Origin of the sequence: Streptomyces sp. NPDC018031 (genome assembly GCF_044327625.1) — a bacterium.
In the GTDB taxonomy this organism is placed as follows: Bacteria; Actinomycetota; Actinomycetes; order Streptomycetales; family Streptomycetaceae; genus Streptomyces.
Genome location: NZ_JBIRFT010000010.1, coordinates 109237 through 134528, shown reverse-complemented (window position 1 = coordinate 134528; position 25292 = coordinate 109237). Strand labels below are relative to the sequence as shown.

The window sequence follows — 25292 nt, the reverse complement described above, 5'->3', positions numbered from 1 at the left end:
TCAGGCACCGCTCAACGCTTCGGAGACGGCCCGGACCCCGCCGTTGACGGCGGACCCGTTGACGGCCGATCCGTCGGGGGCGTGACCGTTCTCGGGGGTGTCGCTCCGGCGCGACTCCTGGACCGCCCAGTACACCGCCTCCGGCGTCGCGGGCGAGGCCAGATCGACACTGACCCCGCTCGGCCCGAACGCGGCGGCGGCCTGCCGCAACGCCTCCCGCACCGAGAACGCCAGCATCAGCGGAGGCTCACCGACCGCCTTGGATCCGTACACCGCCCCCTCTTCGGTGGCGTTCTCCAGCAGCGTGACGTTGAACTCCTCGGGCATCTCCGAGAAGCTCGGCAGCTTGTAGGTGCTCGCGGCCTGGGTCAGGAACCGGCCGCGGTTCGGGCCGTCGCCGGTGTCCCAGCGCAGGTCCTCGAGTGTCAGCCAGCCCGCGCCCTGCACGAAGCCGCCCTCGACCTGACCGATGTCGATCATCGGGGAGAGGCTCTCGCCGACGTCGTGCACGATGTCCACCCGCCGGATGCGGTACTTGCCGGTGAAGCCGTCCACCTCCACCTCGGTCGCCGCGGCGCCGTAGGCGAAGTACTTGAACGGCGTGCCCCGGAACGACTTCGCGTCCCAGTGCAGCCCCTCGGTCCGGTAGAAACCGGACGCCGACAGCTGGACCCGCTGGAAGTACGCGGTGTGCACCAGGTCGTCCCAGGCCAGCTCCCTTTCGCTGCCCAGAGCGCGCGCGACGCCCTCGACGATGCGCACGTCCGAGGCGTTCGCACCCAGCTGGGAGGCGGCCACCTGAAGCAGCCGCTCGCGCAGCTGCTCACAGGCGTCCTTGATCGCCCCACCGTTGAGGTCCGCCCCCGAACTGGCGGCGGTGGCCGAGGTGTTGGGCACCTTGTCGGTCCGCGTCGGGGCGAGGCGGACCTTGTGCAGCGGGATGCCCAGCGTGGTCGCGGCCACCTGCATCATCTTGGTGTGCAGGCCCTGGCCCATCTCGGTGCCGCCGTGGTTGATCAGGACCGAGCCGTCCTTGTAGATCAGCACCAGCGCGCCGCCCTGGTTGAAGGCGGTGAGGTTGAACGAGATGCCGAACTTGATGCCGGTGATCGCGAGGGCCCGCTTGGTGTGCGGGTGCGCGGCGTTGAAGGCCGCGATCTCGCGCTTGCGGTCGGCGACGCCGGCGTCCTTCTTCACCTGCTGCCAGACGGTGGCGATCCGTTCGGCCTGGGTGACCGGCTGGCCGTACGGCGTCGTCTGGCCCTGGCCCGGCTGGTAGAAGTTGCGCTCCCGCAGCTCCATGGGGTCCAGGCCGAGCCGCGGCGCGCAGCGGCCCAGGATGTCCTCGATCACCAGCATGCCCTGCGGTCCGCCGAAGCCGCGGAAAGCGGTGTTGGAGACCGTGTTGGTCTTGGCGATGCGACCGGCGACGCGCGCGTTGGGGATCCAGTAGGTGTTGTCGATGTGGCACAGCGCGCGGGCCAGCACCGGCTCGGACAGGTCCAGGCTCCAGCCGCCGTCCGCCGTCAGGGTGGCGTCCAGCGCCTGGATGCGGCCCTCGGCGTCGAAACCGATCTTCCACGTGGCGTGGAACCCGTGCCGCTTGCCGGACATGGTCATGTCCTGGGTCCGGTTGAGCCGGAACCGTACCGGCCGGCCGGTCAGCTTGGCGCCGAGCGCGGCGACGGCCGCGAACCCGTGCGGCTGCATCTCCTTGCCGCCGAAGCCGCCGCCCATCCGCAGGCACTGCACGGTCACCTCGTGAGAAGGCACACCGAGCACATGGGAGACGATCTCCTGGGTCTCCGACGGGTGCTGGGTGCTGCTCTGGATGAACACCTGCCCGTTCTCGTCGATCAGGGCCAGCGCCGCGTGCGTCTCCAGGTAGAAGTGCTCCTGGCCGGAGAACTGGAACTCGCCGGTGAACACGTGCGCGGAGTCGGCGAAGCCGGCGTCGACGTCGCCGTGCGTCATCAGGGGCCGGGCGCCGTGGAAACTCTCGGCGGCGATCGCGTCCTGCACCGTGATCAGGGAGGGCAGCTCCTCGAGTTCCACCTCGACGGCCGCCGCACCGAGCCGGGCCGCCTCCAGGGTCTCACCGAGTACCCAGGCGACCGCGTGGCCGTGGAACATGACCTCGTCGGGGAAGAGCGGCTCGTCGTGCTTCATCCCGGCGTCGTTGACGCCGGGCACGTCGGCACCGGTCAGCACCCGGACCACACCGGGCACGGCGAGCGCCGGCCCGGTCCGCAGCGCGGTGATCCGGCCGCGGGCCCGCATGACCTGGACCGGGTACGCGTGCAGCACGTCCTTGGTGCGATGCACCAGGTCGTCGGTGTAGAGCGCGGCGCCGGTGACGTGCTGGAAGGCGCTCTCGTGCGGCATCGAGACGCCGACGACGGGCTTCTCGGGGCGCTCGGACAGATGACTCATGACGACACCGCCTCGGTGGTCTGGGCGTGCAGCTTCAGCAGGCTCTGGCCGAGCATCGCGGAGCGGTAGAGAGAGCTGGCGCGATGATCGTCCATCGGCGTCCCCTCACCCCGCAGCACCCGCGCCGCGGCCTCGACGGTCTCGGCCGACCACGGCCTGCCCTCCAGGGCGGCCTCGGTGGCGAGGGCGCGGATCGGGGTGGCGGCCACGCCCCCCAGGCCGATGCGGGCCTTGCGGACGAGCCCGTCCTCGATGTCGACCGCGAAAGCGACGGCCACGCTGGAGATGTCGTCGAAGCGCCGCTTGGCGATCTTGTGGAAGGCCACGGTCGGCGACAGCGGCAGCGGGACGCGCACCGCGCGGATCAGCTCACCGGGCCGGCGCACGCTCTGCCGGTAGCCGGTGAAGTAGTCCGCCAGCGGGACCTCGCGCTCACCGTCGGCGTCGGCCAGGACCAGCGACGCCTCCAGCGCGAGCAGCACCGGCGGGCTGTCGCCGATGGGGGAGCCGGTGCCCAGGTTGCCGCCGAGGGTCGCACCGTTGCGGATGAGCCGCGACGCGAACTGCGGGAACAGCTCCGCGAGCAGCGGGACGTCGCCGTCGAGGCGACGCTCGATCTCGGTGAGAGTCAGCGCCGCACCGATCTCGATGTGATCGGAGGCGACACGCAGCTCCCGCAGTTCCGGCAGCCGGTCGACGGCGACCACGCAACTCGCCCGGCGGGCACGGATGTTCACCTCCACGCCCCAGTCGGTGGAGCCGGCGACCACCACCGCGTCGGGTCGCTCGCGCAGCAGCTCCAGCGTCTCGGCCAGGGTGTCCTTCCGCAGGAACGCGCTGTCGTCCCGGGCGTATTCGGTGGCGACCGGCGCGGGCGGGGCCTGCTCGCGCCGCCGCGCGAGCGGGTCCTCATCGGTGGGCGCACCCACGGCGAACGCGGCATCGCGAATCGGGCGGTAGCCGGTGCAGCGGCACAGGTTTCCGCTCAGCGCGTGCAGGTCGAAGCCGTTCGGCCCGTGCTCGGCGTCGGTGCCCTCGGCCGGGTCCGGGTGGGCGCAGCGGTCGGGCCGGTAGTACTCGGCGGCCATGCTGCAGACGAAACCCGGCGTGCAGTAGCCGCACTGGGAGCCGCCGCGGACCGCCATCTCCTCCTGCACCGGGTGCAGGGTGGGCGGCGTGCCCGGTTCACCGGCGGTGGCGAGACCCTCGGAGGTGATGATCTCCTGGCCGTCCAGCGCCGCGACCGGGACCAGACAGGCGTTGACCGCCACCCAGTCGGTGGGCTTGTTCACCCCGGGGCGGGCCACCAGAACCGAACAGGCGCCGCACTCACCCTCGGCGCAGCCCTCCTTCGTGCCGGTGAGCCCGCGCTCCCGCAGAAAGTCCAGCACCGTGGTGTGTGGGGCGGCCGGTGAAATCGGTGCTTCTTCCCCATTGACCGTGATCCGCGCCGCTACCATGACAGGCCTTCGTTTCGGTGCGCGATCGGTCGATTCATCATGTTCGCCAATGTCAGGCAGCTTTCTGTGTTCAGACACGCCACGTGAGAGGAGCGGGCGCACAACAGCACGCCTCAGCGACATGCCGAGAAGTGGTGACGGGAAACCTGGAATGTGCCACGCAGGGGCACGTCAGAACGGCGCGTTCAGCAGCCGTGGGCGATCCGACCCGGAACCCAGACCGTGCACTGGGCGAGGCGACCGAGATCAGAGCTGGTGTACATCCGCCGGTCGCCTCCTTCGGTAGCCATGGGTCGACGTTCACCGCAAATTAGTGGCTGGCGCCACCGGGGTCAAGAGATCGCCCCGGTTTCTCGAGGGTCGCATACGAGGCTGGAATGCCACTGCCGGGTGGCCGCGCGCACCGTCGACCGGATGCCGGATGCCGGATGCCGGATGCCGGATCCCGGTGGCCGCGGATCCCGCGACTGCGGCGGGAGGCCGCGGCCCGGCCCGGCGGTGGTCGCGCGGGCGGTGACACCCTCGCGCGGCCGGCCCGCGATCAGGATCCGGCCGGATGCGCGGAGCCGGCGCGAAGGGCCGGGCGGGGTGCCACCGCTGGGAACGGTGGCACCCCCGGGGTGACGGTTTCGATCACCGCGGAGTGGTGCGTCGTGGTGTGTCCACCCCGCACCGGCAGGGGTTCCCGCGCTCGTCAGTAGTCGATGCGGTCGGACTTCGCCACCCACGCGTCGAACGGCGCGGTGCGGTTGGGCAGGTCCAGGTGGACGACCTCCATGGGCCAGGCCTCCTGGGGCTTCTTCTCGAACAGGTCGTAGAACTTGCGGTCGTCGAAGCCGGCCGCCGCGGCGTCGTCGCGGTCGGCGGAGAACACCAGCCGGTCGACGCGCGCCCACAGGGCGGTGGACAGGCACATCGGGCACGGCTCGCACGAGGTGATCAGGGTGCAGCCTTCGAGGACGAAGGTGCCCAGTGCGGTGCAGGCGGCGCGGATCGCGTTGACCTCGGCGTGCGCGGACGGGTCGTTCGTCGCGGTGACCTGGTTGTGTGCGGTCGCGATGACCGTGCCGCCCTTGACGATCAGGGCGCCGAAGGGGCCGCCGCCGCTGTTCGCGCTGCCGGTGGCGACGTCGATGGCCTGCTGCATCCATGCCTGCTCGTCCTGGACGAGGGTCGCGGTGTTCACGGTCACGGTTGCTCCTTGTCGAATGCGGTGAGGTGAGGTGGGGTGCGGGTGCCATCGGGGAGGCGGCGACACCCGCACGACTAAGGGGGCCCGGCCGGACGCGGTGGAGGTGTTCCGGGAGACCGGGGTGCGGACGAGGTTCAGGCCGGCGGCGTCGACGACGGTGCGGGCGGTGGAGCCGGCGGGCGGCACACCGGCGCCGCGCCGGACGGAGTCCCGGATGGCACCACCGGCCTCCCGTGGGCCCGCGTGTCCTCCCCGCGGAGCCGCCCGGCGAGGGTGGCGTGCCCGGGTCCGGCCGGCACGCCGTATGTGATGCCCGCACGCCGCGCCCCGGAGCGGAACCCCCTGCCCTCGGGCGTGACACGCCGGTCGGCAGTACGGGCCTGGGCACCGGTAGGGAGCGGGGAGGGCGCCGGCGCCCCGCGGCCGGGGTGCTCGCCGGCCATGAGAGCATGCCGGAGGCTCCGGCCGGGCCGGGGCTCCCGCGGCGCGTCGGCCGGGCTCCGGCCGTCGAGTTCCGCGGTGGCGGTGATGCCGGGGTCGGGCCGGGCGGTCTCAACGGGTCGTTCGAGCAGCGTCTTTGGCAAGGCGTTCCCAGTTCTCCGTCGTTCGGGATTGCTTGATCAGTAGACAGCCGCCCGCAGGGAATCAGCCAGGCGCCGAAAACATGAAAAGTGGGCGGGACGCGACGGATGCTTCGTAGGTTCCTACCAGGGCCGGTCCGTCCCTGGTGTGGTCGATGAGACAGGGGCGAGGTGAGCCCGGCGCGCACGCGCCACCGCCGCAGGGGGGGCACGGGCGGGTCCGCCGGTGCCGGACCACGGGTGACGAGCCGGTTCCGGCCCAGCCACCCGTTCCGGTCCCGGCGGGCCACGGCGCCGCGGCCGGCCCGGTGCCCTTCCGCGCGGTTGGCCCGGTGCCCCTTCCGCACGGCCGGCCCGGTGCCTTCCGCGCGGTCGGCCGGGACGACGGCCGTGTCCCGGCCGTACGGAAGACGCGTCAGGCTTCGAGGACGGTCAGCACCTCGCGCTGGACGGTGTCGGGGCGGTCCGCGACCACCGTCAGCACCCAGGTGCCCGGCCCGGCGGTGAGGCTGCCCCGGCGCTCACCCGGCTCCGCCTCCGGCAGGACCACCCAGTCCCGCGGACGGTCGTCCCCGTGAGCGTGCAGCGCGGCCCGTACGGCACGGCCCCGCTCGACCCCGGTGGCCACGAGGTCGAACGGGTCACCGGCCACCGCGAACTCCGGCACCACGATGCCGAAGGCGTCGTCGGCCAGGGTGTCCCGCGCCGACCTGCTGTGGTGGATGGCGTCGAGCTGGTGACCGAACGCCTCGGCGCTGATGAGATGGCCGTGCCGGTGGCCGTTCCACAGGGCGTCGTCGGTGCGGCGCAGTGCCCAGGCGGCGAAGGCCGACTCGGCCGGCACCGTGCCGTCACCGCTCCACGGCTCCACGTCGTCCAGGGCGTAATGGAACTCCGGCTCGCGGCCGGGGTGCACCGTCACGCCGTGGACGGTGGGGTGGGCCCGGCCGCCGAGGCACCGCACCTCGTAGGGCAGGGACCGGTCCGTGTGGCCTCGCAGATTGTTCCGCAGCGCGGTCTCGAACTCGTCGTGGAAGGCGAAGACGTCCCGGACCGTTCCGGTCGGCAGGCCGGCGTCGATGTCGGTGAGGTGGTCGTAGTAGCCGTCGGGGTAGTCCGGGCGGCGTACGGCCTCGTAGACCGGGAGCAGCTGCCCCACCGACGGGAAGCTGCGGACCAGTCGCGTCAGCCGTTCGTTCAGCCGGGGCGCCAGCGCCGCCGCGGCCCGCCCCAGCAGGCCCGAGCCGGCCCCGTGCCCGGTGAGGAACCGGACGGCCTGGGCGGCGCCCCGGTGCGGGGTGCCCACCGTCACCAGGGCACGGGCGGTCTCACGGCCGTCGAGGCACTCCAGGTAGTGACGGGCGACCAGGCCGCCCATGGAGTGGCAGACGAGGGTGACCTTCGGGTCGTCCTCGGCCTTGGGATAGGCGGTCCGGAACTGCTGGGTCCACCGTTCCAGTTCCACCGAGACCCGGCGCTTCAGGTCGGCGGCGGTAAGGCGGTTGGACAGCCGCCAGTCGTAGGGGAACACGACGAACTGCCCGGGGTGCAGCCCGGTGAGCAGACCGGCGACGTCCGGGTACCCCTGCTGCGTCAGCAGTCCCGGCAGTCCGGTCGGCCGGTGGACCAGCCCGGCTGCCTCGACCGCGTACGGTTCCTCGGGCCGCTCGTCGCCGATCCCCTCGGGGAGCCGCAGCCTGTCGATCAGCTTCCGCGGCGGCACGGCGCCCAGCAGAGCGCGCAGCGACAGGTCCCACAGATCCCTGCCCTCCCGGGTGAGCCGGGTTCCGGTGATTCCCGGGACGAAGACCACCAGGTCGTGCTTCATGCTTCCTCCTGAAGTCGTCCGTGGTGCGATGCCGCCCGAGGCGCCTACCAGCCCTGCCGGAGCCGCCGGCCGCCCGGGGCGGCGGCCGCGGGGGCCAGGGCCTCCGGGCGGAGCACGATCCGGTCGCAGCGGCGGCGGCCCTGGAGGGCCAGCGTGATCCCGCGCTCCGCGTCGAAGACGGCCGCAGCCGCCTCCACGTCGAGGCCGCGCCAGGGCACGGCCGCCGTCCTCAGCTCGCGGCGGGTCGTCACGTCGAACACCGCCAGCGTCGTCTCCCCACCGCAGACGGCGAGCAGCGGACGCTCCGGAGGACCCGTGAAGACCAGCGCGGCCGCGCGGCCCCCGGGATGGACCACCCGGTGGGTGATCCACCGGCCGGCCTTGAACCGGGCCAGGTGGATCATGTCGTCCTCGCCCCAGGCGACGAGCGCCACCGACCGCCCCAGCACCCGGTGCTCGCCCAGGACCATCCCCGCGGTACGCCGCCAGGAGTCGTCCAGGAGCGGCAGTGGTGGCGCGTCCTCCGCGCCGGCCCGCCACAGGCGGAAGCCGCGCCCGGTGTCGGCGCAGACCCATGTGGTGCCGTCGGACATGGTCCGTGCGTCCAGGGTGTGGGCGACGACGTCGACCTCCCCGCGCAGCACCCACCGGCCGTGCCTCAGCCGCCGCCGCTGCACCCGGCGGGTGCCGGGGACGAACAGGCTCGGCACCCCGTCCTCCTCCACCACCAGCCCGAGTCCGCGGGTCTCCGCTCCGGCGTCCCCGGACAGGGGGATGTCCTGGGGGCCGGCGGTGGGTCCCAGGTCGGCGGCGAGCGACCGCACGCGCACCGTCCGGCCCGCGACCGCAGCGACCAGCCAGCCGCCCCGGTGCCGGACCGCGCGCACGGCGGTGACCGTGCCGTCGTGCGCGAGCGGCACCTCCCGTTCCCCGGCGGCTCCGGAGGGATCCGGCCCGGCATGGCCGGCCAGGACGACGGAGCCGGTGACCCGGCACAGCAGGGCGCGACCGCCGGGCGGGCCCGGCGCGGCCTCTACCAGCACCCTTGCGGTGTGGCTGCCACCTCCCGGGCCGGTCGGGGCCCCGGTGCCGGCCGACGCGACGTCCAGGACCAGCACATGCGGGCCGTCGGAGACGGCGACCCGCCCGGTGCCGCACGGATCGCAGGCCAGAGCCTCCGGGTCCCGGTGCCCGTGGACCGGGAAGGTGCGCAGCAGCCGACCGCCGCCCAGGCCGTGGACGCCGACCCGGTCGCCCTGGTGCAGGACCAGCAGCGGCCTCCCGCCGGCCCTGCCGAGGGCCGCCCCCCGCGCCTCGGGAGTGTCCAGGGCCAGCTCGTGCGCCACGGTCCAGCCGCGGCCGGACCGGCCTCCCTCGCCGGCAGCCGGCGCCAGCCGCCAGACGTCGGTGGTGTGGCCGTCCACCCGGGCCAGCCACGCCGCCGCGGCGGGGCCGTCGGACGGCGGCCCGAGCGCGGCGATGGCCCGGACCGGGCCGCGCCCGGTGTGCGCCAGGGCCACGGGCGGCCCCAGCAACCCCCGCCCTCGCCCGGCCGGATGGACCTGACGGACGCACGTCTCGGCACCGGCGGACAGCAGAAAGTACCGTGCGCCGAGGGAGAACAGGGCCAGCCGGTCCGCCGGGACGTCCAGGATGCCGGCCAGATCCGCTTCGGCGGCGCTCTTGTCGACGGACCACTGCCAGGCCCACACCCGCTGCCCGTCCGCGGCCATCGCCAGGAAGCGGCTGCCGCACGCGGCGACGGCCAGCGCCTTCGGCGCGCCGCCCCAGTCGAAGACCCTCGCGGGCAGCCCCGACGCGTCGTCCCAGAACACCACCCCGCTGCCGTCGCCGGCCACGGTGACCCGGCGCCGGCCCGCCGTCGCGCCGGTCACCTGCCGCAGTGACCGGCCCCGGTCCGGGGCGCGCCGGGTGAGGCGCTGCCGACCGGTCTCCGGGTCGTGCACCGCGACCGCGCCGAGCACCCCCAGCGAGAGCACGGTGTCCGGGCCCGCGCCGCCCCCGGCGGAGACCGCCGACCAGTACAGGGCTCGGGCACCCCCGCGCGCCGCGGGCCAGCGCAGATCGACCGGCGCGGGCTCGGCGTCGGTCCACAGTTCCGTCCACGGCAGCCGGGCGAACCCGGGGGAGGCGAGCCGGCGGTACATGCCGTCCCGGTGGTGGACGAAGGCCGTGCCGCGCAGCAGCGCGCGCCGGGCGGCGGTGTCGACGCGGTGCCGGAAGTCGTCGGCGACCCTGGCGTAGAGGGCCGCGCCCTCGCTGCCCCGCACCTGCGGGACGGCCAGCGGCAGGACCACGTCGGGGTCGGTGTGGACGAGGAACTCGGGGTCGTCCAGCAGGTCGCGCAAGCGCTCCTCGTCCGCCTGCGCGGCGTGCACCGCGAGATAGGCGCGGGTGTACGGGTCGGCCCGGGCCCAGTGCGGCGCGGCGCGGGCGCGGAGCGCGTCATGGATCCTCAGGTGGCCCTCGCGGGGCGTGAGGCCGAGCCGGCGGAGGATGTGCGCGCCGTAGCCGGCGTGCGCGAGCCGGTATCCGCCCGCGTCCACGGCGACCAGGCCGCCCTCGGCGAGTGCCAGCACCTCCCGCGCCTGGCTCCGGGGGACCGCTCCCGGCCACCCGCGCAGCGCGTCGGCCATGACCACCAGGAGGGAGAGGTCACCCACTCCGCCGCCGTGCGCCAGAGCCAGCGGGGCGAGGATCGCGGCGGCCGGCACCGCTCCGCCGCGCTCCAGATGGCTGATCTCCCGGCGGACCCAGTCCTCCAGTCCGGCACCGGCCTGCCGGAGTTCGGTCTCCAGCTCGCCGGCGGTGGGCGGGCGGGTGAGGCGGACGAGCCGGCCGGCGATCAGCCGGGCCACCAGGAACAGCCCCTGGCTGCCGGCCGCGACCGTCTGTGCGGCCTCGCGCCGCAGCAGCGCGCGCCGCTCGCCCGCATACGGGGACCCGGCCGCGCCGAGCAGGGACTCCATCAGCGCGGCGATGTCCCGCGCCGCGTCGTCGTCCTGGTCCAGGGCGAGCGGGGCGGTGGTCTGGTCCAGGACGTCGAGCAGGCTCTCGGCGGTCATCGGGTCGGCCAGTTGGCGGCGCGGTCGGGGCCGGGTCCCCACGACCACCTTCACCCCGCGGGTGTCCGCGAGCCGGTTCAGGAGCCGGCGGGCGATCTCGTGCGGCTGCCCCGGCATCGCTTCGTCGAGGCCGTCGAAGACCAGGTTCAGGGAGCCCGCCTGCCGGGCGAGGTCGGCGACGGCGTCCGCGCAGTGGTCCGCGTCGCAGCCCGCGGTCGGCCGGGGTGGCATGGTCTCGAAGGCGGTGAGCGCCTCCCACAGGGCCTCGACCACGGCGGTCAGCGAGCGGTCACGGCAGCTGACGAGGGCGTGCACGGTGCCGGGGCGCGGGCAGATCTGGGGCGGTGGCTGCGGATCGAGCCGTTGCCTGCGGCGGGCCACCGACAGCAGGGCGACCCTCCCGAGCAGGGCCGTCTTGCCGGACCCGCCCGGTCCGGTGACCACCTGCATGCCGTGCGCGGCCGTGTCGAGCCAGCGGACCAGGCGGCTCAGCGCCGCGTGGCGTCCGGTGAACTCCCGTTCCAGCGCCCCGCCCTCCTGGAGCTGGAAGGGGGACTCCTCCGGCCAGGGCGGCCGGGCGCCGTCCGAGAGCACCGCGGGGTGCGCCCAGGGGCCGCGGTGCGGGGCGACATCGCCGTCGTCCCGGAAGTACGGGTTGTGCAGGAAGTTGTTGGGCAGCGGCCGGACCGTCTCGAAGCCGGGCCGCTCGTCGCTGGTCTCCAGACCCGCCGCGGCGGCCTCCTGGCCGATGGCCTCGACGAGGTAGGGGACGGAGACGTAGAGGGCCGAGCGGTGCATCGGCAGCGAGCCGTCGGAGACCACCGCGTCCGGCTTGGCCAGGACCGACGACAGCCAGCCCACCCACTGCCCCTCCCTGATGACGGCGCCCACCCCGGAGGTGCCGATCACCGCGAACCCGGCCGGAGAGGACTGGTAGGCGCGGGCGACCGCCGCACGCTCCTTGCTCACCGCACGCCGCAGCGCGACGTTCAGGTGCCCGTGCGAGGAGCAGGCGTCGATGATCAGAAGGGTGTGCGCGGGCGCGGGGGCAGCGAGGATCCGGTCCACGAGGTCGGTCAGCACCAGGGACCGGGCGGGGGCGAAGCGGCCGTCGGCCCAGCTGTCCCGGCAGGCGAGGTGGAACCCGCCCCCGGTGTCCACCCCGTGCCCGGTCCAGTACAGGATCCTGCGCCCGGCCCGGCGCTCCAGGAACGCGTCCAGCCAGTCCGAGATCTGGTCCCGGCGCAGCCCTTCCGGCCCGTCCAGCACCTCGCCGAACCCCAGCATGTCGCGGGCGATGGCGGCGAGACGGGCGCTTTCGGCACCGATGTGCGCCAGTCGCTCGCGCCCTTCCGGCCGGGTGGGATCGTCGTAGGTGTCGACGGCGAGAACACCGACCACGCCGTCCCCCCGAAACGCGTCCCGCCCGAGTTCCCTGGACATCCGGCCCCCCGCTCACGCCCGGTACCCGAACTCCGCCACGCACGGCTAGTCTGGTCAACATAGCCCAGCGGCAGGAGAGTTGATGGCCTATCGGGACCGCTTCTCGGTCGTCGGCAGGAAGACCGACTGCCACCTCTACGAGGGTGACGGCACACGGCCGCTCACGGAAGAGAACGTGCGCGTCCTCCACACCGGTCGCCGGGTGCGGTTCCCCGACGAACTGGGGGCGTGGCGGCGGGAGATCGCCGACGAGGAGGCACGCAAACAGGCCGCCGGCGAACCGTTCCGGTGGAACAACCCACGGTTCGCGGTGGAGAGCCTGGTCGTGGCACGCACCCACACCAGGGAGGAGCCGCTGGTCACCGTCTCCCTGCTGGACGCGGACTACTACGACTTCCTCACCACCTCGCTGAACCTGGGCCGGCGACTGCGCAACGGCTCCACCCTGCGGAAGCAGTATCTGGAGGACGCCGACCCGCTGGACGCCCCGCCGTGGATGTTCTGCAGCCTCGGCGTGAACGTCGCCGTCGAGACGGCGCAGGACGGCCGGATGCTGTTCTCCCGGCGCAGCGCCAAGGTGGCCGGCCCGAACGCCTCCCGGTGGAACTCCTCGGCCAACGAGGGCCTCGCCGCCCACCACGACCTGCCGGCGTCCGGCGAGATCAGTCTGCACCGGGTGGCACGCCGGGCGCTGCGGGAGGAACTGGCGGTGCAGGCCTTCGACCGGGTCGACCTGGAACTCCTGGGTTTCGGCCTGGACCTGCTGAACAACCAGTGGGCGGTGTTCTTCCGCGCGGTCCTCGAGGACCTCGACGAGGAGCGGCTGCGGGCCCGCTGGAGCCAGGGCGTGGAGGACAAGTGGGAGCACGACGCCTACGCCTTCACCCCCGCCGATCCCGAAGCGGTGCTCACCTTCCTCCACCGGACACGGTCCTGGGCGCCGTGCGCCCCGGCGCTGTTCCACCTGGCACTGGTTCGCGCGGCGGTCCGCGCGCACGGCGGCGACCCGGGCGCCCGGCTGCTGGTCGAGGAGGCGGAGCGGCGGGTACTCGACCGGGAGTGACGGGCCCCGGCGCCGCCCGCCCGGCCGCCGGGCGCCCGGCCCGGCGGGGTCCGCGCGGGCGGCCGGGCCGGCGGCCGGTCCGCTCCGGGCGGGGGCGGGCCGGCCCGGGGCACCACGGCGGCGCCCCGGCGCGGGCCGCCCCGGATCCGGTTCACCGGCCCGGGCCGGCGCTCTCCTCCGGCCGGGACAGACCGCCCAGCCCCGCCGGCAGCGCGCCGGTGTGGACCACCCCGAGTCGCTGGGTCGCCCGGGTGAGCGCGACGTACAGCTCCGCCGTGCCGAACTCGGCCGGTTCCACCACGATCACCGAGTCGAACTCCAGGCCCTTGGCCCGGCGCGGGGTCAGCAGGACCACGGCGCGGGTCAGGTCGGGCGAGTCGGCGGCGCAGCCGTCCGGGAGGGCGGCGGCCAGCGCCTGGTGGAGCCGGTCCGGTGCGATGACCGCGAGCCGGCCCTCCTCGGGGGTCTCCCGGGCGACGGCGTCGGCGACCGCCCCGGGCAGGTCGCCGGTGCGCAGCGCCCAGGGCGTCGCCTCGGTGGAGCGGACCGAGCGGGGCGGCTCGAAGGCGGGGTCCGCGGCCCGGACCACCTCCGCCGCCAGCTCCATCAGCCGGGCCGGGGTCCGGTAGTTGACGTCCAGTCGCAGGTGCTCGAAGCGGTCGCCGACGTACGGCGCGAGGATGGCTTCCCAGCTGCCGCAGGCTCCCGGCTCCGAACTCTGGGCCGGGTCGCCGACCAGCGTCATCGACCGGGTGGGGCAGCGGCGCATCAGCAGCCGCCAGGCCATGGCGGACAGCTCCTGCGCCTCGTCGACGATCACATGGCCGAAGGCCCAGGTGCGGTCGGCGGCGGCACGCTCCGCGGCGCTGCGGTGGTCCGCCTCCTCGTGCCGGTCCGCCAGCCGCTCGGCGTCCACCAGGTCATGGGCGGCCAGCACCTCCGAGTCCTCCTCGTCGCGGTCCTCGAACTCCTGGGTCCGGGAGCCGTAGGAGAGGTCCAGCACTCCCTGCGCGTACGCGATCCGCTCCTGCCGCTCGGCCTCGGCCCGGGCCCGCTCGGCCGAGTCGTCCCGGCCGAGCAGTTCGGCCGCCTCGTCCAGCAGCGGGACGTCCGCCACGGTCCAGGCGCCGCCGGTGCGGCGGATCGCCTCGGCGTCCGCGTCCGGCAGGTGCGACGGCTCGGCGAGGAAGTCGGCGACCAGTTGCCGCGGGGTGAGCCGTGGCCACAGCTCCTCGACGGCCGCGTGCACCTCCGGGGAGGCCGCGACCGCCTTGGCGAGCTGGGCGGTGTCGTCCGGGCCCAGCAGGTTCGGCCCCCCGTAGGGATCCGCGCCGATCCGGTCGACCAGCTGCGCGGTGAGCGCGTCGATCAGGGCGAACGCGAAGTGCGGGCGGGCCAGGTTGTGCGGCAGCCCGGTCTCCCGCGCCAGGCGGCGGGCCTCGGCCGCCATGTCCGCGTCCAGCAGCAGCTCGCCGTCCTCGTGCTCGATCACCATCACGGGGTCGGGCAGGGTCTGCCGGTCCCGGACGGCGCGGCGCAGCACGTCGGCCATCGCCGACCGGCCCTTGACCTCGGCGGCCCGCGGGGTGTCGGTTCCGGTCGCCCGCACGCCGGGGAACAGTTCGCCCGGGGTGGCGAGCAGTACCCCGGTCTCGCCCAGTGCGGGGAGCACCTCGGTGATGTAGCCGAGGAACGTCGGATTGGGGCCGACGACCAGCACCGCCCGCCGGGCCAGGTGTTCCCGGTGCGCGTACAGCAGATAGGCGGCCCGGTGCAGCGCGACCACCGTCTTCCCGGTGCCCGGGCCGCCTTCCACGACCAGGACGCCGCGGTGCGGGGCGCGGATGATCCGGTCCTGTTCGGCCTGGATCGTCTGCACGATGTCCCGCATCCGGCCGGAGCGTGCGGAGTCCAGCGCGGCGAGGAGCACGGCGTCCGCGTCGGTGCCCTCGTGGCCGGTGCGGAGGGGGTCGTGGAGGTCCAGGATCTCGTCGTGCAGCGCGGTGACCCGGCGGCCCTCGGTGGTGAGGTGGCGCCTGCGGCGCAGCCCCATCGGGGTGTGCCCGGTGGCCAGGTAGAACGGCCGCGCGACGTCCGCCCGCCAGTCGATCACCAGCGGTGTGCGGTCCGCGTCGTCGAGCCGGACGCCGATCCGCCCGATGTGGTGGTCGCGCCCGTCGCGGAAGAGCAGCCGGCCGAAGCACAGGCCGCGTTCACCGCTGTCGAAGGCGGCCAGCAGTCCGGACTGCTCGGCCACCAGCACATCGCGTTCGAGCCGCGCCTGGAAGGTGTGGGCGTCCTGCGACAGGGCCGCCCGTACCGCCGCCTCGGCCCGGGTCCGCAGCGCGTCGAGGCGTTCGTGGAGCCGATCGGTGAATTCCTGCTCCTGACGCAATTCCTCGTTTGACAATTCTTCTCCCGCCCGGATATCATGACGTCGTAAAGCTTCTTCGTGCCCTGAAATTGCATAGGGCGTGGAAATCAACGATAATTCCAGACGAACACCCCGACCGTCAAAATGGCCGGGGTTTTTCTCTTGCCCGGGAGCACACGAGCCCGGGAGCACAGGAGACCTGGAGAAGCCTCGCGGGGCACGCGGGTGATCCGCCTGGGCGGCGCGCGTGTCCGCGGCAGGCCCGTGCGCACCGGGGACGGCCGGGATCCTCCGCTGCGGGAACCCTCAGTCGGTCCGGCCCGTCGTCGCCACCGTCACGCCCAGTCCGATCATGGCGAGGCCACCGGCGCCTCCGACCATCGACAGCCGGCGGTCGGAGCCGGCGAACCAGGCACGGGCGGCCGAGGCGCCCAGCCCCCACAGGGTGTCCGTGATCAGGCCGATGGCGACCGGGACCAGCCCCAGCACCATCATCTGCACGGGCACATGGCCCGCCGAGTGGTCCACGAACTGCGGCAGCACCGCCGCGAAGAAGACGATGCCCTTCGGGTTGGTGACGCCCACGAAGACGCCGTCCAGGACCGTGCGCAGGTCGCCGCGCCGCTCACCCGGCGGGGCCGCCACATCCGCCGCGCGCAGGTCCCGGCGGTGCCGGTACGCCCGCACCCCGAGGTGGACGAGATACGCCGCGCCGGCCAGCTTGACCCCGAGGAACACCGCCGCCGAACTCTCCACCAGCGAGCCGAGGCCCCAGGCGACGGCGATCACCAGGAGGTAGGAGCCGACCAGGTTGCCCAGCACCGTCGCGAGCGCCGTGCGGCGGCCGTAGGCGAGGGCCCTGCCGATCACGAACAGCACGCTGGGCCCGGGGACCACGATCACCAGCAGCGACATCGCCGCGAACGCGAGGATGCTCTCGGTGGACACCATGCGCCCGTCACCTCCTGGAACCCGGAGCGATTTCCGGGAGCCATGCAAACAGACGACGGCCCGTCGGCTCCAGTCCCGTCCGCATGCCGGTAATGCCGGGGCGCCGTTTCTTCGGGGCCGGACCGGTTTCCGGTCCGGCCCCGAAGAAACGGCGCGTGTCCGGCCCGGGGAGGTGCGGGCGGCCCGGCCGGCGGGTCTCAGGCGGCGCGTTCGTCCCCGGCGGAACCGGCCGGCGAGCGGGGCCCGTCGAGGTGGCGGGTCCGGGCGGCCCCGGTGTCGGGTACCGCGTGCAGATGGCGCTTCTTCGGTGCGGCGTGGCGGGGCGCCGACGGGTCGGCCAGTATGCGCTCCTCGTAGCGCCCGAGCATGACGAGACCGCCCAGCAGGGCCGGGAGCAGCAGGAGAGAGAGGAGGGCCACGGTGGGCTCCTTCCAGAGGGGGTGTCTCATCTCGCGTTGCCCGAGCCCGGTTTCGGAAACGTGTTCCCGGCGGGTGCGGCCTTCGGAGGAACGGTGGGCCGGTGCCGCGCGGTACGCGGCCCGGCCCGTGCCGAACCGCTTCCCCGGCCTCGTCCCGGCCGCCGGGAAATGATCCCGCACCCACGGCGGGAGCGGGGTTCCGGCCACCGGGGCCGGCACCGACTGCGGTCGCCGCCCCGGTGCCGGCCCCGTCAGAACGGCATGCGGCGGCGGGCCCGGCGGCCGGCGGACCCGCTGCGGCTCACGGCCTTGGAACTGCTGCGGAATGGCTTGCTCAGGATCCGGCCCAGGAGGCCGGGGGCCTTGCCGCCGGCCCGCGTTCCGGCTCCCAGCGTGCGCTGGGTGCCGCGTTCGGGGTGGCGCGACAGCCTGGGGAGCAGGAAGGCCAGGAAGGCCAGGACGACACACAGCGCGATGACACCGACGATCACCATGAGGGGGCTCCTTCGTCACGAGGGTGGGTATCGCCTGCCCCTGCCCACCCGGCGCATGCCCGCGGCGGCGCTCCCCGACGGCGCGGGAGCAACCGGGCTCGGAGCCGGCCCGGGGCTCCGGCCGAAGGCCCGGGCCGACCGAGGGAGCGGGCCCGGCACTGCCGTCGCCGCACCGGCCTGCCGCCGATCGCTCCGGCCGCCGATCGGTCCGGCCGCCGGGCGGCCGAACGGCCCGGCGGACTACGGGCGCGGGCCTCCTGGCCGCCGCGCCGCCGCCCGCCCGTCGCCGCGCGGCCGGTGCGGTCCGGGCCGGGCGGGCAGCGCCAGGTGCCGGTAGGGCCGCGCCGGAGTGCGGGAACGGTAGACCACATAGGGGCGGGCGAGGTAGGTGAGGGGCGCGGTGAAGGCGTGCACCAGCCGGCTGAACGGCCACAGCGCGAACAGGGCCATGCCGAGCAGCGCGTGCCACTGGTAGACGGCCGGTGCACGGGCCATCGCCGCGACGTCGGGGCCCAGGACGAACAGGCTGCGGAACCACACCGACACGCCCTCCCGGTAGTCGTAGGCGTCCGGGCGAGCCCCGGAGGCGGTGGCGGCCGGCCCGACGACCAGCACCGCGGCGAGCAGCGGGTGGACGGCGCGGTCGCTGCGGGTGCTGGACGCCCGCACCGCGGGAACGCGCAGCCGCCGGTACAGCAGCAGCCCCAGTCCGGCGACCGCGGCGAGGCCCGCGGCGCCGCCCAGCACCAGGGAGTTGGCGTGGTCGAGGGTCTCGCCGATGTGCAGCCGCTCGGTCAGGGACTCGGGGACCAGCAGCCCGACGACGTGCCCGGCGACGACGAAGAGCAGACCGTAGTGGAACAGCGGGCTGCCGACGCGCAGCAGCCGGTGTTCGTGGAGCTGGCTGGACCGGGTGGTGAAGCCGAACCGGTCGTAGCGGTAGCGCCAGGCGCTGCCGTTCACCAGGAGCACGAGGACCAGGTAGGGCAGGACGCCCCACAGGGCGGTGGCCCGGGGCCCGGCCGGGCGCTGCTGCAGGAACACCGGGCGGCCCTGGAGCTGCTGCGTATGGCCCTGACCGACCACGCCCATGACGCCGTTCCCGACCACGTCCACAGCGGGCCGCGAGCCGATGACGCGCCCGGGTCTCCTCTCAGGGCACCAGGAGGACCGCCGCTCCGACGTACACGGCCTGCAGCGCGCTGCGGGGGCCGAGCGGATCGCCCTGGGCCACCCGGCGCCTGGCCGCCGAGACGTTGGCCGGGAACATGGCGAGCAGGAGCAGGCCGAGGCCCGCCGCCGCCCAGGGCGCGGTCACCGGGATCAGCAGACCGGTCGCGCCGGCCACCTCCAGGATCCCGGTGACGGTGACGAGCAGCCCCGGCCGCGGCAGCCGCGGCGGGACCATGCCGATGAGCTCCCTGCGTAGCCTGCCCTGGAAGTGTGCGGACGCGGTGAACAGGAACATCAGCGCCAGTCCGACGCGGAGTGCGGGATGCCAGCCGTCGAGGGCGTCCACCCCCGCCAGGCCGGTCAGACGGGCTCCCGTGAACCCGGCGACGAGTGCGATCAGGGGTTCCATGGCGCACCTCCGGTTCTCGAACTTTCCACTGTCCAGATTGCGCGCCCGGTGCCATCTTGTCAATGGCAAGATAGGGTGATGGCATGACTGCTCGGCCGTATCACCACGGAAACCTCCGCGTCGCGCTGCTCGACGCGACCGCCCAGGCCATCGCGGACCACGGGGTCGCCGCGCTCAGCCTGCGGGATGTGGCGCGCCGGATCGGTGTCTCCCACGCGGCCCCCGCCCACCACTTCGGGGACAAGACCGGGCTGCTCACCGCACTCGCCGCTCAGGGATACGAACTGCTCGCCGGCGCGCTCGACGCGGCGGGGGAGGACCTGCTGGAGTCGGGGGTGGCCTATGTGCGGTTCGCCGCCGCGCACCGCGCCCACTTCGAGCTGATGTTCCAGCCGGGGCTGTACCAGGCGGACGATCCGGTCGTGGCCGCGGCGCGGGACCGGGCCGAGCAGCGGCTCGCGGCCGCACTCGCCTCCTCGGTCCCGGCCGGGACCGAGGAAGACCGTCAGACCGCCGAACTGGCGGCCTGGTCCATCGTCCACGGCTTCGCGACCCTGTGGCTCAGCGGCGCACTCCCCGCCGATCTCGGAGCCGACCCGGGCCCCGCGGCCCGCGCTGTCATCCGGCGGCTCTTCGAGCAGCCGTGAACAGCCGTGAACACCGCTGAACACCCGGGCACGGCCGTGGCCCCCGAGCATCGCGCGGGGGCCACGACGGGGACGCCCGGCCGAGCCGGGCGTCCCCCAGAAGCGGGTTCCGGCGGGGCGGCCCCGATGGCCGGGGCCGCCCCGCCGTGCGTTCAGCCGGCGGCGAGGAGCTCCAGCGTGTCGATGACGCGGTTGGAGAAGCCCCATTCGTTGTCGTACCAGGCGACCACCTTGATGTGGCGCCCGTCGACCCGGGTGAGCGCCGAGTCGAAGATGGACGAGGCCGGGTTGCCCGTGATGTCGGACGACACCAGCGGGTCGTCGGAGTACTCGAGGACGCCGGCCAGCGGCCCCTCCGCCGCGGCCCGGTACGCCGCCAGCACCTCGTCGCGCGTCACGTCGCGGGCGACGGTCGTGTTGAGCTCGACGATCGAGCCCACCGGCACCGGGACCCGGATCGAGTCACCCGACAGCTTGCCGTCGAGGCTCGGCAGCACGAGGCCGATCGCCTTGGCGGCGCCGGTCGTGGTCGGCACGATGTTGACACCGGCGGCGCGGGCGCGCCGGGCGTCGCGGTGCGGCCCGTCCTGCAGGTTCTGCTCCTGCGTGTAGGCGTGCACCGTCGTCATGAAGCCGTGCTCGATGCCGGCGAGCTCGTCGAGCACCGCGGCCAGCGGCGCGAGCGCGTTGGTCGTGCACGAGGCGTTCGAGACGATCGTGTGCGCGGCCGGGTCGTACGCGTCGGTGTTGACCCCGTACGCCAGCGTGACGTCCGCACCGTCCGACGGCGCACTGACCAGCACCTTCTTCGCGCCCGCGGCGAGGTGGGCGCGGGCGGCCGCGGCCGAGGTGAAGCGGCCCGTCGCCTCGAGCACGATGTCGACACCGAGGTCGGCCCACGGCAGCTGCGCCGGCTCGCGCTCGGCCAGCACGGTGATCCGGCGGCCGTCGACGACGAGGACGTCCCCGTCCACGGTCACCGGCCGGCCGAGACGGCCGGCCGTCGAGTCGTAGGCGAGCAGCCGCGCGAGAGTGGCGGGTTCGGTGAGGTCGTTGACGGCGACGACCTCGAGGTCGCTGGAGCGTTCGAGCAGCGCGCGCAGCACATTGCGTCCGATGCGGCCGAATCCGTTGATGGCGATGCGGGTCATGAGTGGTGTCCCTTCGGTTCGTCACCACGATCGCGTGCGCCGACCGCCGGTGGCAGCGGCGTGAGTGCCACGGTTCAAAAGGATCACGCCACCGGGCGGCGGGCTACTCGCCCCGGGTGAAGGTCCGCCGGTACTCGCTGGGGGTGGTGCCGAGGATGCGCTGGAAGTGCAGCCGCAGATTCGCCCCGGTGCCCAGGCCGACGTCGGCGGCGATCTGCTCGACGCTCCGCTCCGAACGCTCCAGCAACTCCCGCGCCAGGTCGACCCGGGCCCGCATGACCCACTGCATCGGGGTGTAGCCGGTGTCCTCGACGAACCGCCGGGAGAACGTGCGCGGGGACACCGCCGCATGCCGGGCGAGCAACTCCAGGGTGAGGGGGTCGCCGAGCCGGTGCAGCGCCCATTCCCGGGTGGCGGCGAACCGCTCGCCGAGCGGCTCGGGCACGCTGCGCGGCACGTACTGCGCCTGACCGCCGCTGCGGTAGGGGGCGGCCACCAGGCGGCGGGCCGCGTGGTTCGACGCGGCGACCCCGAGGTCGCCGCGGAGCACGTGCAGGCACAGGTCTATGCCCGAGGCGGCCCCGGCCGACGTCAGCACGCTGCCCTCGTCGACGAACAGGACGTTCTCGTCGACCCGGACGAGCGGATGCCTCGCCGCGAGCGCCCGGGCGTAATGCCAGTGCGTGGTGGCACGCTTCCCGTCCAGCAGGCCGGTGGCGGCGAGCGCGAACGCGCCCGTGGAGATCGCGGCGAGCCGCGCGCCCCGGTCGTGGGCGGTGAGCAGCGCGTCCACGACGGCCGGTGGCGGATCCTCGCGGTCCGGGAACCGGTAGCCGGGGATGAAGACGGTGTCGGCCCAGCCGAGCGCGTCGAGGCCGTGCGCCACGTGGTACGACAGGCCGTCGCCGCCGGTCACCAGACCGGGCACCGCACCGCACAACCGCACCTCGTACGGCATGCTCGCGCGGGTCGTGAACACCTGCGCGGGGATGCCGACGTCGAGCGGCTTCGCCCCCTCGAGCACGAGGACGGCGACACGGTGCAGGTGGAGAGGTGACACGGGGAACAGGGTACGCAGGGCGCGGTCGGGACCCGCCGGGCGGTGGCAGGCGACCCGGGCCCGGGGCGCCCGGTGCGGGCCGTGGTCCGGACCGCGGCCCGCACCGCGCCGACGGCGCTCGGACCGGGCGGGCGGCTACCTCCCGTCCGGCCGGTTCCGCGCCCCCTCGTCCCCGTCCCCGTCCCCGGCGAGCAGCGCGGCCCGCGCGTGCGCGGCGGCGATGTCGGTGCGGGACGACACGTTCAGCTTGCGCATGATGCGCGCCACATGGTGCTCGACGGTGCGGGTGGACAGCACCAGGCTCTCGGCGATGTCGCGGTTGGCCCGCCCCTGCACCACGAGCCGGGCCACCTCCTGCTCGCGAGGGGAGAGCCGGTCGCCGTAGCCGAGACGGCCGCGGCGGTGGGTGGTGACCACGTCGTGACGGCGCAGCAGCCGGTGGCAGCGGGCGACGTCCCAGCGTGCCCCGAGCCGCCGGTAGACCTCGATCGCGCGGTGGATGGTGCTCACCGCGGCCTGCTGCCGGTCCGGCCCCTCCCGGCCACCCCCGTCCACTCCTGCCGTCCCTTGCCCGCTGTCCTCCCGGAGCTCCCCGCCTTCCCCGTCTTCTGCGCCTTCTCCGTCCTCTCTGCTGCCGCCTTCCACGAGCCGCCCCCCGCCGCCGTGCTCCCGGTGCTCCTGGAGCAGGCACCGCCCGCCGGCCTCCGCGGCGCGGGCCGCGTCGAAGGGACGGCGCAGCCGCCGCCACTCCTCCTCGGCCCCGGCCAGCAGGGCGGCGGCCTCGCCGGGACGGCCCGCCGCCTCGGCCAGCAGTGCCCGGCAGACGGACAGCGCGGCCCGGGCGGCCGGCGCGTCACGGTCGCGGATCCCGGCCGCGAACTCGGCGACCAGCCGGCGCGCCCGGGCTGCCTGGCCGCTGCCGTGCAACGCTGCCACGGCGGTGGGGAGGAGTTCGGTTGCCCATACCCAGCCGCCGGTCTGCTCCAACCGGTGCAAGGTGGCCTCGACGGCCTCGCTCGCCTGCCCCGGCCGTCCTGCCTCCAGGTGGATGCGGGCCAGGGCGGCGGCCGACGCGGTGAGGATGAAGCCGGTGTCGAAACGGGTGACGCCGGCGGCCTCGGCGAGGTCGCGGCGGGCGCGGGGGACGTCCCCGAGCACATGCAGCGCGGTCAGCCCGCGCACCAGCATGGCCTCCGCGGCCAGGTCGGGTATCTCCCGGTACAGCCGGGTGCCGTGGTCCGCCTCCTGGTGCAGGTCCGCCCAGCGGCCCTCGTGCCAGCAGAGGACCAGCCGCGCGGTCTCGGTCAGCCCCTCCAGATAGGGGCTGCTGGAGTCGGCGAGCCCGGCCGCGGCCCGGGTCAGGAAGTCCCATGCCCGCCCGGTGTGGCCGAGCGCGGCGGTGGCGTGCGCCAGATTGGCCCAGCCCCGGGTGCACTGCGCGGCCTCCAGCGCGGACGCGGCCGGGCGGCGCAGCGCCTCGGCGGCGGACCACGCGCCCCGGTCGCCGAGCAGCATCAGCGCGGTGGCGCGGTTGGCGGCCACCGCCGCCCGGGCCACCGGGTCCGTCACCTGCCCGGCGAGCGCCTCGGCCCGCTCCAGCCACGCCCGGTGGCGGCTGACGGGCCAGCCCTTGATGGACGGGATGGCGGCGACCAGCATGGCCCGGGCGGCGGTCTGCGGATCGGACACCTCCAGGTCGGGGATGGCCCGCGCGATCTCGTTGAGGCTGTCCAGGGCCGCTCCGCTCTGGTTGCGCAGCAGGATGCCGAGCTGGAGGCGGATCTCGCCGCGCAGCCGGGGCGGCGGATCGTCCTCCTCCAGCACCCGCCGTACGGTGCTCACCACCCGCTCGTCGGCTCGTGCCGGCTGTGCCGTGCGGGCCAGTTTGGCAGCGGTGCGGACGCGGCCGGCGGGCCGCGGATCCTCCGCGACGGCCTGGGTGTACAGGGTCGTCGCCGCCGCGTGGTCGCCCTCGGCGGCCGCCCGGTCCGCGGCGGCGGTGAGGTAGCGCAGCCCCTCCCGTACCCGGCCGGCCGTCCGGTACAGCCGGGCCAGGTCGGCGAGCGGCAGGGGGCCGCCGCCCCGGTGCAGTACCCGCGCGGCGCGCAGGCTCAGCCAGGCCAGCCGCGGCGCGGACACCCCGTCCAGTACGGCCTGGTGGTCCAGCGGGTGCCGGAACGACGGCTGCGGCCGGTCGGCCCGCAGCACCGACCGGCGGACGGCGAGGGCGACGGCCCGCTCGGCGGCCCCGGCCTCGATGCCCGCCACCTCGGCCAGGTCGCCGACCGACACCGGCCGGCCGAGCACCGCCGCCGCCTCGACCATCAGCTGCGCGTCGTCGGTGAGCCCCTGGCGCCGCCGGGCCAGGTCGCGCCGGAGCCGGGGCGGCACCTCGGCGTCGCGGACCGCGGCCGGCAGCGGCTTCGGCGGCGCGCCCCGCTCGCGGACCGCGCCCAGCAGCGCCTCGACCGCGCCGGGCAGCCCGCCGGTGCGCGCGTGCACCAGCTCCGACAGCCCTGGTTCGTCCGCCCGTTCGCCCAGCCACCGCCGCGTGGCCTGCCGCGTCTCGTCGGGGGTCCAGGGCTCCAGCGCGACCTCCTCGACCAGGACGTGGTGCGGAGCCCGGACACCGAGGACCGGCAGCCCGGGCGCGGAGTGTTCGGTGACCACCAGCCGGAGCTGCGGCGGCATCGCGGCGAGCAGATCGTGGAGCAGGTCCAGGGTCTCCTCGTCGGCCCGGTGCACGTCCTCCACCACCAGTACCGCGGGCCCCTGCGCCGCGAGCAGGGCGCGCACCCCGCGCCGCAGCAGGGCGCGCCGCACTCCGGATCCGGCCGCCGTCCCGGGCGGCTCCGGCAGCCACTCCACCAGCTCGGGCACCAGGGTGCCCACCACCCCGGTCACCGCCGGCAGCGGTACCTCCGGGCGGCACGGCAGTCCGGCCAGCGCGTCCGCGACCGGGGCCAGGGGGACGTCCTGCCGCAGGTCGGGGCAGGTGCCACGGAGGACCACCAGGCCGCCGGGCTCCGGGCCGGCGAGCACCTCGTCCACCAGCCGGGAGGTCCCCACCCCGGGCGCCCCGCGGACGACCACGACGCACGGCGGCCGGACCAGCGCCGCGCGCAGCCGGGCGGCCTCCGCGCCCCGCCCCACGAACCCGGTGGTGTGCGCGGACCCGTCGCGGCGGGGCCCCTCGTCGGCGCGGGCAGGTCCGTCCACGGGTTCCTCCTCCACTGCGGGGCATCCCGTCCGTCCGTACTCCGACGCCCGTGCGCAGGTGGTCTACCGGTCGGCGACCGCGGCGGCAATAGGGGTCGACCACCTAGGCAATGGCGGTCGCCGGAGCCGCACCGCGGGGCGCCCGGCGGGCCGCGCGCCGCCCGGCACTCTTTGGGTAGCCGCTACGGATTGCCGGGCTCCGGTGGGGTGGCCGAAGCTGCGGACGGTCCGACGACGACCCCGTACCCAGCGGGCCCGGCCACGGGACCGAAGGGGCGAGGGGGCGGCCGCTGCCAGGCGGCCGTCCGG

General features: G+C 74.8%; 16 protein-coding genes. 2 read left to right on the top strand and 14 right to left on the bottom strand.

Annotation, left to right across the window (positions count from 1 at the left end; translation table 11 throughout):
- The 5 genes from xdhB to ACH4B3_RS22310 all read right to left on the bottom strand — a co-directional run bounded on the left by xdhB (window position 1) and on the right by ACH4B3_RS22310 (window position 12023).
- The gene (xdhB, locus tag ACH4B3_RS22330) at window positions 1-2433 is read right to left on the bottom strand and encodes a xanthine dehydrogenase molybdopterin binding subunit (protein WP_398465232.1); all 2433 of its coding nucleotides are present in this window, start codon (window positions 2431-2433) and stop codon (window positions 1-3) included.
- Window positions 2430-3893: a xanthine dehydrogenase small subunit gene (locus ACH4B3_RS22325; protein ID WP_398465230.1), complete on the bottom strand. Its 1464-nt coding sequence runs from the start codon at window positions 3891-3893 to the stop codon at window positions 2430-2432. The genes xdhB and ACH4B3_RS22325 overlap by 4 nt, the downstream gene beginning before the upstream one ends.
- A gap of 694 nt (window positions 3894-4587) precedes the next feature.
- Entirely contained in the window at window positions 4588-5085 is a 498-nt protein-coding gene (locus ACH4B3_RS22320; RefSeq protein ID WP_398465228.1) for a nucleoside deaminase, read from the bottom strand.
- A gap of 996 nt (window positions 5086-6081) precedes the next feature.
- On the bottom strand, window positions 6082-7494 hold the full coding sequence (locus ACH4B3_RS22315; protein WP_398465226.1) for a lipase family alpha/beta hydrolase: 1413 nt from the start codon (window positions 7492-7494) through the stop codon (window positions 6082-6084).
- Window positions 7495-7538: 44 nt separating this feature from the next.
- Window positions 7539-12023 (bottom strand): peptidase C14 caspase catalytic subunit p20, encoded by a 4485-nt coding sequence (locus tag ACH4B3_RS22310; RefSeq protein WP_398465224.1) that lies wholly within the window; start codon window positions 12021-12023, stop codon window positions 7539-7541.
- An 82-nt stretch (window positions 12024-12105) separates the two neighbouring features.
- On the opposite strand from ACH4B3_RS22310, the gene ACH4B3_RS22305 reads away from it, so the two are divergent.
- Window positions 12106-13086 carry a translation initiation factor 2 gene (locus ACH4B3_RS22305; RefSeq protein WP_398465222.1) on the top strand — a complete coding sequence of 327 codons (981 nt, stop codon included), beginning with the start codon at window positions 12106-12108 and terminating at the stop codon, window positions 13084-13086.
- Between the two features lie 151 nt (window positions 13087-13237).
- Here ACH4B3_RS22305 and ACH4B3_RS22300 read toward each other — a convergent pair whose 3' ends face one another.
- From ACH4B3_RS22300 to ACH4B3_RS22275, 6 genes are all read right to left on the bottom strand, one after another.
- Window positions 13238-15481 carry a HelD family protein gene (locus ACH4B3_RS22300; RefSeq protein ID WP_398465379.1) on the bottom strand — a complete coding sequence of 748 codons (2244 nt, stop codon included), beginning with the start codon at window positions 15479-15481 and terminating at the stop codon, window positions 13238-13240.
- Between the two features lie 285 nt (window positions 15482-15766).
- Window positions 15767-16411, bottom strand: coding sequence for a LysE family translocator (locus ACH4B3_RS22295; protein ID WP_398465220.1), 645 nt, complete (start codon window positions 16409-16411; stop codon window positions 15767-15769).
- Between the two features lie 197 nt (window positions 16412-16608).
- Window positions 16609-16830: a hypothetical protein gene (locus tag ACH4B3_RS22290; RefSeq protein WP_398465218.1), complete on the bottom strand. Its 222-nt coding sequence runs from the start codon at window positions 16828-16830 to the stop codon at window positions 16609-16611.
- Between the two features lie 251 nt (window positions 16831-17081).
- The gene (locus ACH4B3_RS22285) at window positions 17082-17324 is read right to left on the bottom strand and encodes a DUF6411 family protein (RefSeq protein WP_398465217.1); all 243 of its coding nucleotides are present in this window, start codon (window positions 17322-17324) and stop codon (window positions 17082-17084) included.
- A gap of 240 nt (window positions 17325-17564) precedes the next feature.
- Window positions 17565-18416 carry a respiratory nitrate reductase subunit gamma gene (gene narI, locus ACH4B3_RS22280; RefSeq protein WP_398465215.1) on the bottom strand — a complete coding sequence of 284 codons (852 nt, stop codon included), beginning with the start codon at window positions 18414-18416 and terminating at the stop codon, window positions 17565-17567.
- Window positions 18417-18477: 61 nt separating this feature from the next.
- The gene (locus tag ACH4B3_RS22275) at window positions 18478-18906 is read right to left on the bottom strand and encodes a DoxX family protein (RefSeq protein WP_398465213.1); all 429 of its coding nucleotides are present in this window, start codon (window positions 18904-18906) and stop codon (window positions 18478-18480) included.
- 83 nt (window positions 18907-18989) lie between these two features.
- Between ACH4B3_RS22275 and ACH4B3_RS22270 the strand changes: the two genes are divergently transcribed.
- The gene (locus ACH4B3_RS22270) at window positions 18990-19553 is read left to right on the top strand and encodes a TetR/AcrR family transcriptional regulator (RefSeq protein WP_398465211.1); all 564 of its coding nucleotides are present in this window, start codon (window positions 18990-18992) and stop codon (window positions 19551-19553) included.
- A 152-nt stretch (window positions 19554-19705) separates the two neighbouring features.
- Here ACH4B3_RS22270 and gap read toward each other — a convergent pair whose 3' ends face one another.
- The 3 genes from gap to ACH4B3_RS22255 all read right to left on the bottom strand — a co-directional run bounded on the left by gap (window position 19706) and on the right by ACH4B3_RS22255 (window position 24983).
- Complete coding sequence (gene gap / locus ACH4B3_RS22265; protein WP_398465209.1) at window positions 19706-20704, bottom strand: type I glyceraldehyde-3-phosphate dehydrogenase; 999 nt, start codon at window positions 20702-20704, stop codon at window positions 19706-19708.
- Between the two features lie 103 nt (window positions 20705-20807).
- A complete protein-coding gene (locus ACH4B3_RS22260; RefSeq protein WP_398465208.1) occupies window positions 20808-21764 on the bottom strand; it encodes a GlxA family transcriptional regulator in 957 nt (318 codons plus the stop codon).
- 135 nt (window positions 21765-21899) lie between these two features.
- Entirely contained in the window at window positions 21900-24983 is a 3084-nt protein-coding gene (locus ACH4B3_RS22255) for an AAA family ATPase (RefSeq protein ID WP_398465206.1), read from the bottom strand.
- Window positions 24984-25292 lie beyond the last annotated feature (309 nt).

What these genes read in the sequence shown, in the direction of transcription:
- gap (WP_398465209.1), bottom strand. Translation starts at nt 20,704, where the DNA reads ATGACCCGCATCGCCATCAACGGATTCGGCCGCATCGGACGCAATGTG.
- ACH4B3_RS22270 (WP_398465211.1), top strand. Translation starts at nt 18,990, where the DNA reads ATGACTGCTCGGCCGTATCACCACGGAAACCTCCGCGTCGCGCTGCTC.
- ACH4B3_RS22285 (WP_398465217.1), bottom strand. Translation starts at nt 17,324, where the DNA reads ATGGTGATCGTCGGTGTCATCGCGCTGTGTGTCGTCCTGGCCTTCCTG.
- ACH4B3_RS22295 (WP_398465220.1), bottom strand. Translation starts at nt 16,411, where the DNA reads ATGGTGTCCACCGAGAGCATCCTCGCGTTCGCGGCGATGTCGCTGCTG.
- ACH4B3_RS22310 (WP_398465224.1), bottom strand. Translation starts at nt 12,023, where the DNA reads ATGTCCAGGGAACTCGGGCGGGACGCGTTTCGGGGGGACGGCGTGGTC.
- ACH4B3_RS22305 (WP_398465222.1), top strand. Translation starts at nt 12,106, where the DNA reads ATGGCCTATCGGGACCGCTTCTCGGTCGTCGGCAGGAAGACCGACTGC.
- ACH4B3_RS22325 (WP_398465230.1), bottom strand. Translation starts at nt 3,893, where the DNA reads ATGGTAGCGGCGCGGATCACGGTCAATGGGGAAGAAGCACCGATTTCA.
- narI (WP_398465215.1), bottom strand. Translation starts at nt 18,416, where the DNA reads ATGGGCGTGGTCGGTCAGGGCCATACGCAGCAGCTCCAGGGCCGCCCG.
- xdhB (WP_398465232.1), bottom strand. Translation starts at nt 2,433, where the DNA reads ATGAGTCATCTGTCCGAGCGCCCCGAGAAGCCCGTCGTCGGCGTCTCG.
- ACH4B3_RS22275 (WP_398465213.1), bottom strand. Translation starts at nt 18,906, where the DNA reads ATGGAACCCCTGATCGCACTCGTCGCCGGGTTCACGGGAGCCCGTCTG.
- ACH4B3_RS22315 (WP_398465226.1), bottom strand. Translation starts at nt 7,494, where the DNA reads ATGAAGCACGACCTGGTGGTCTTCGTCCCGGGAATCACCGGAACCCGG.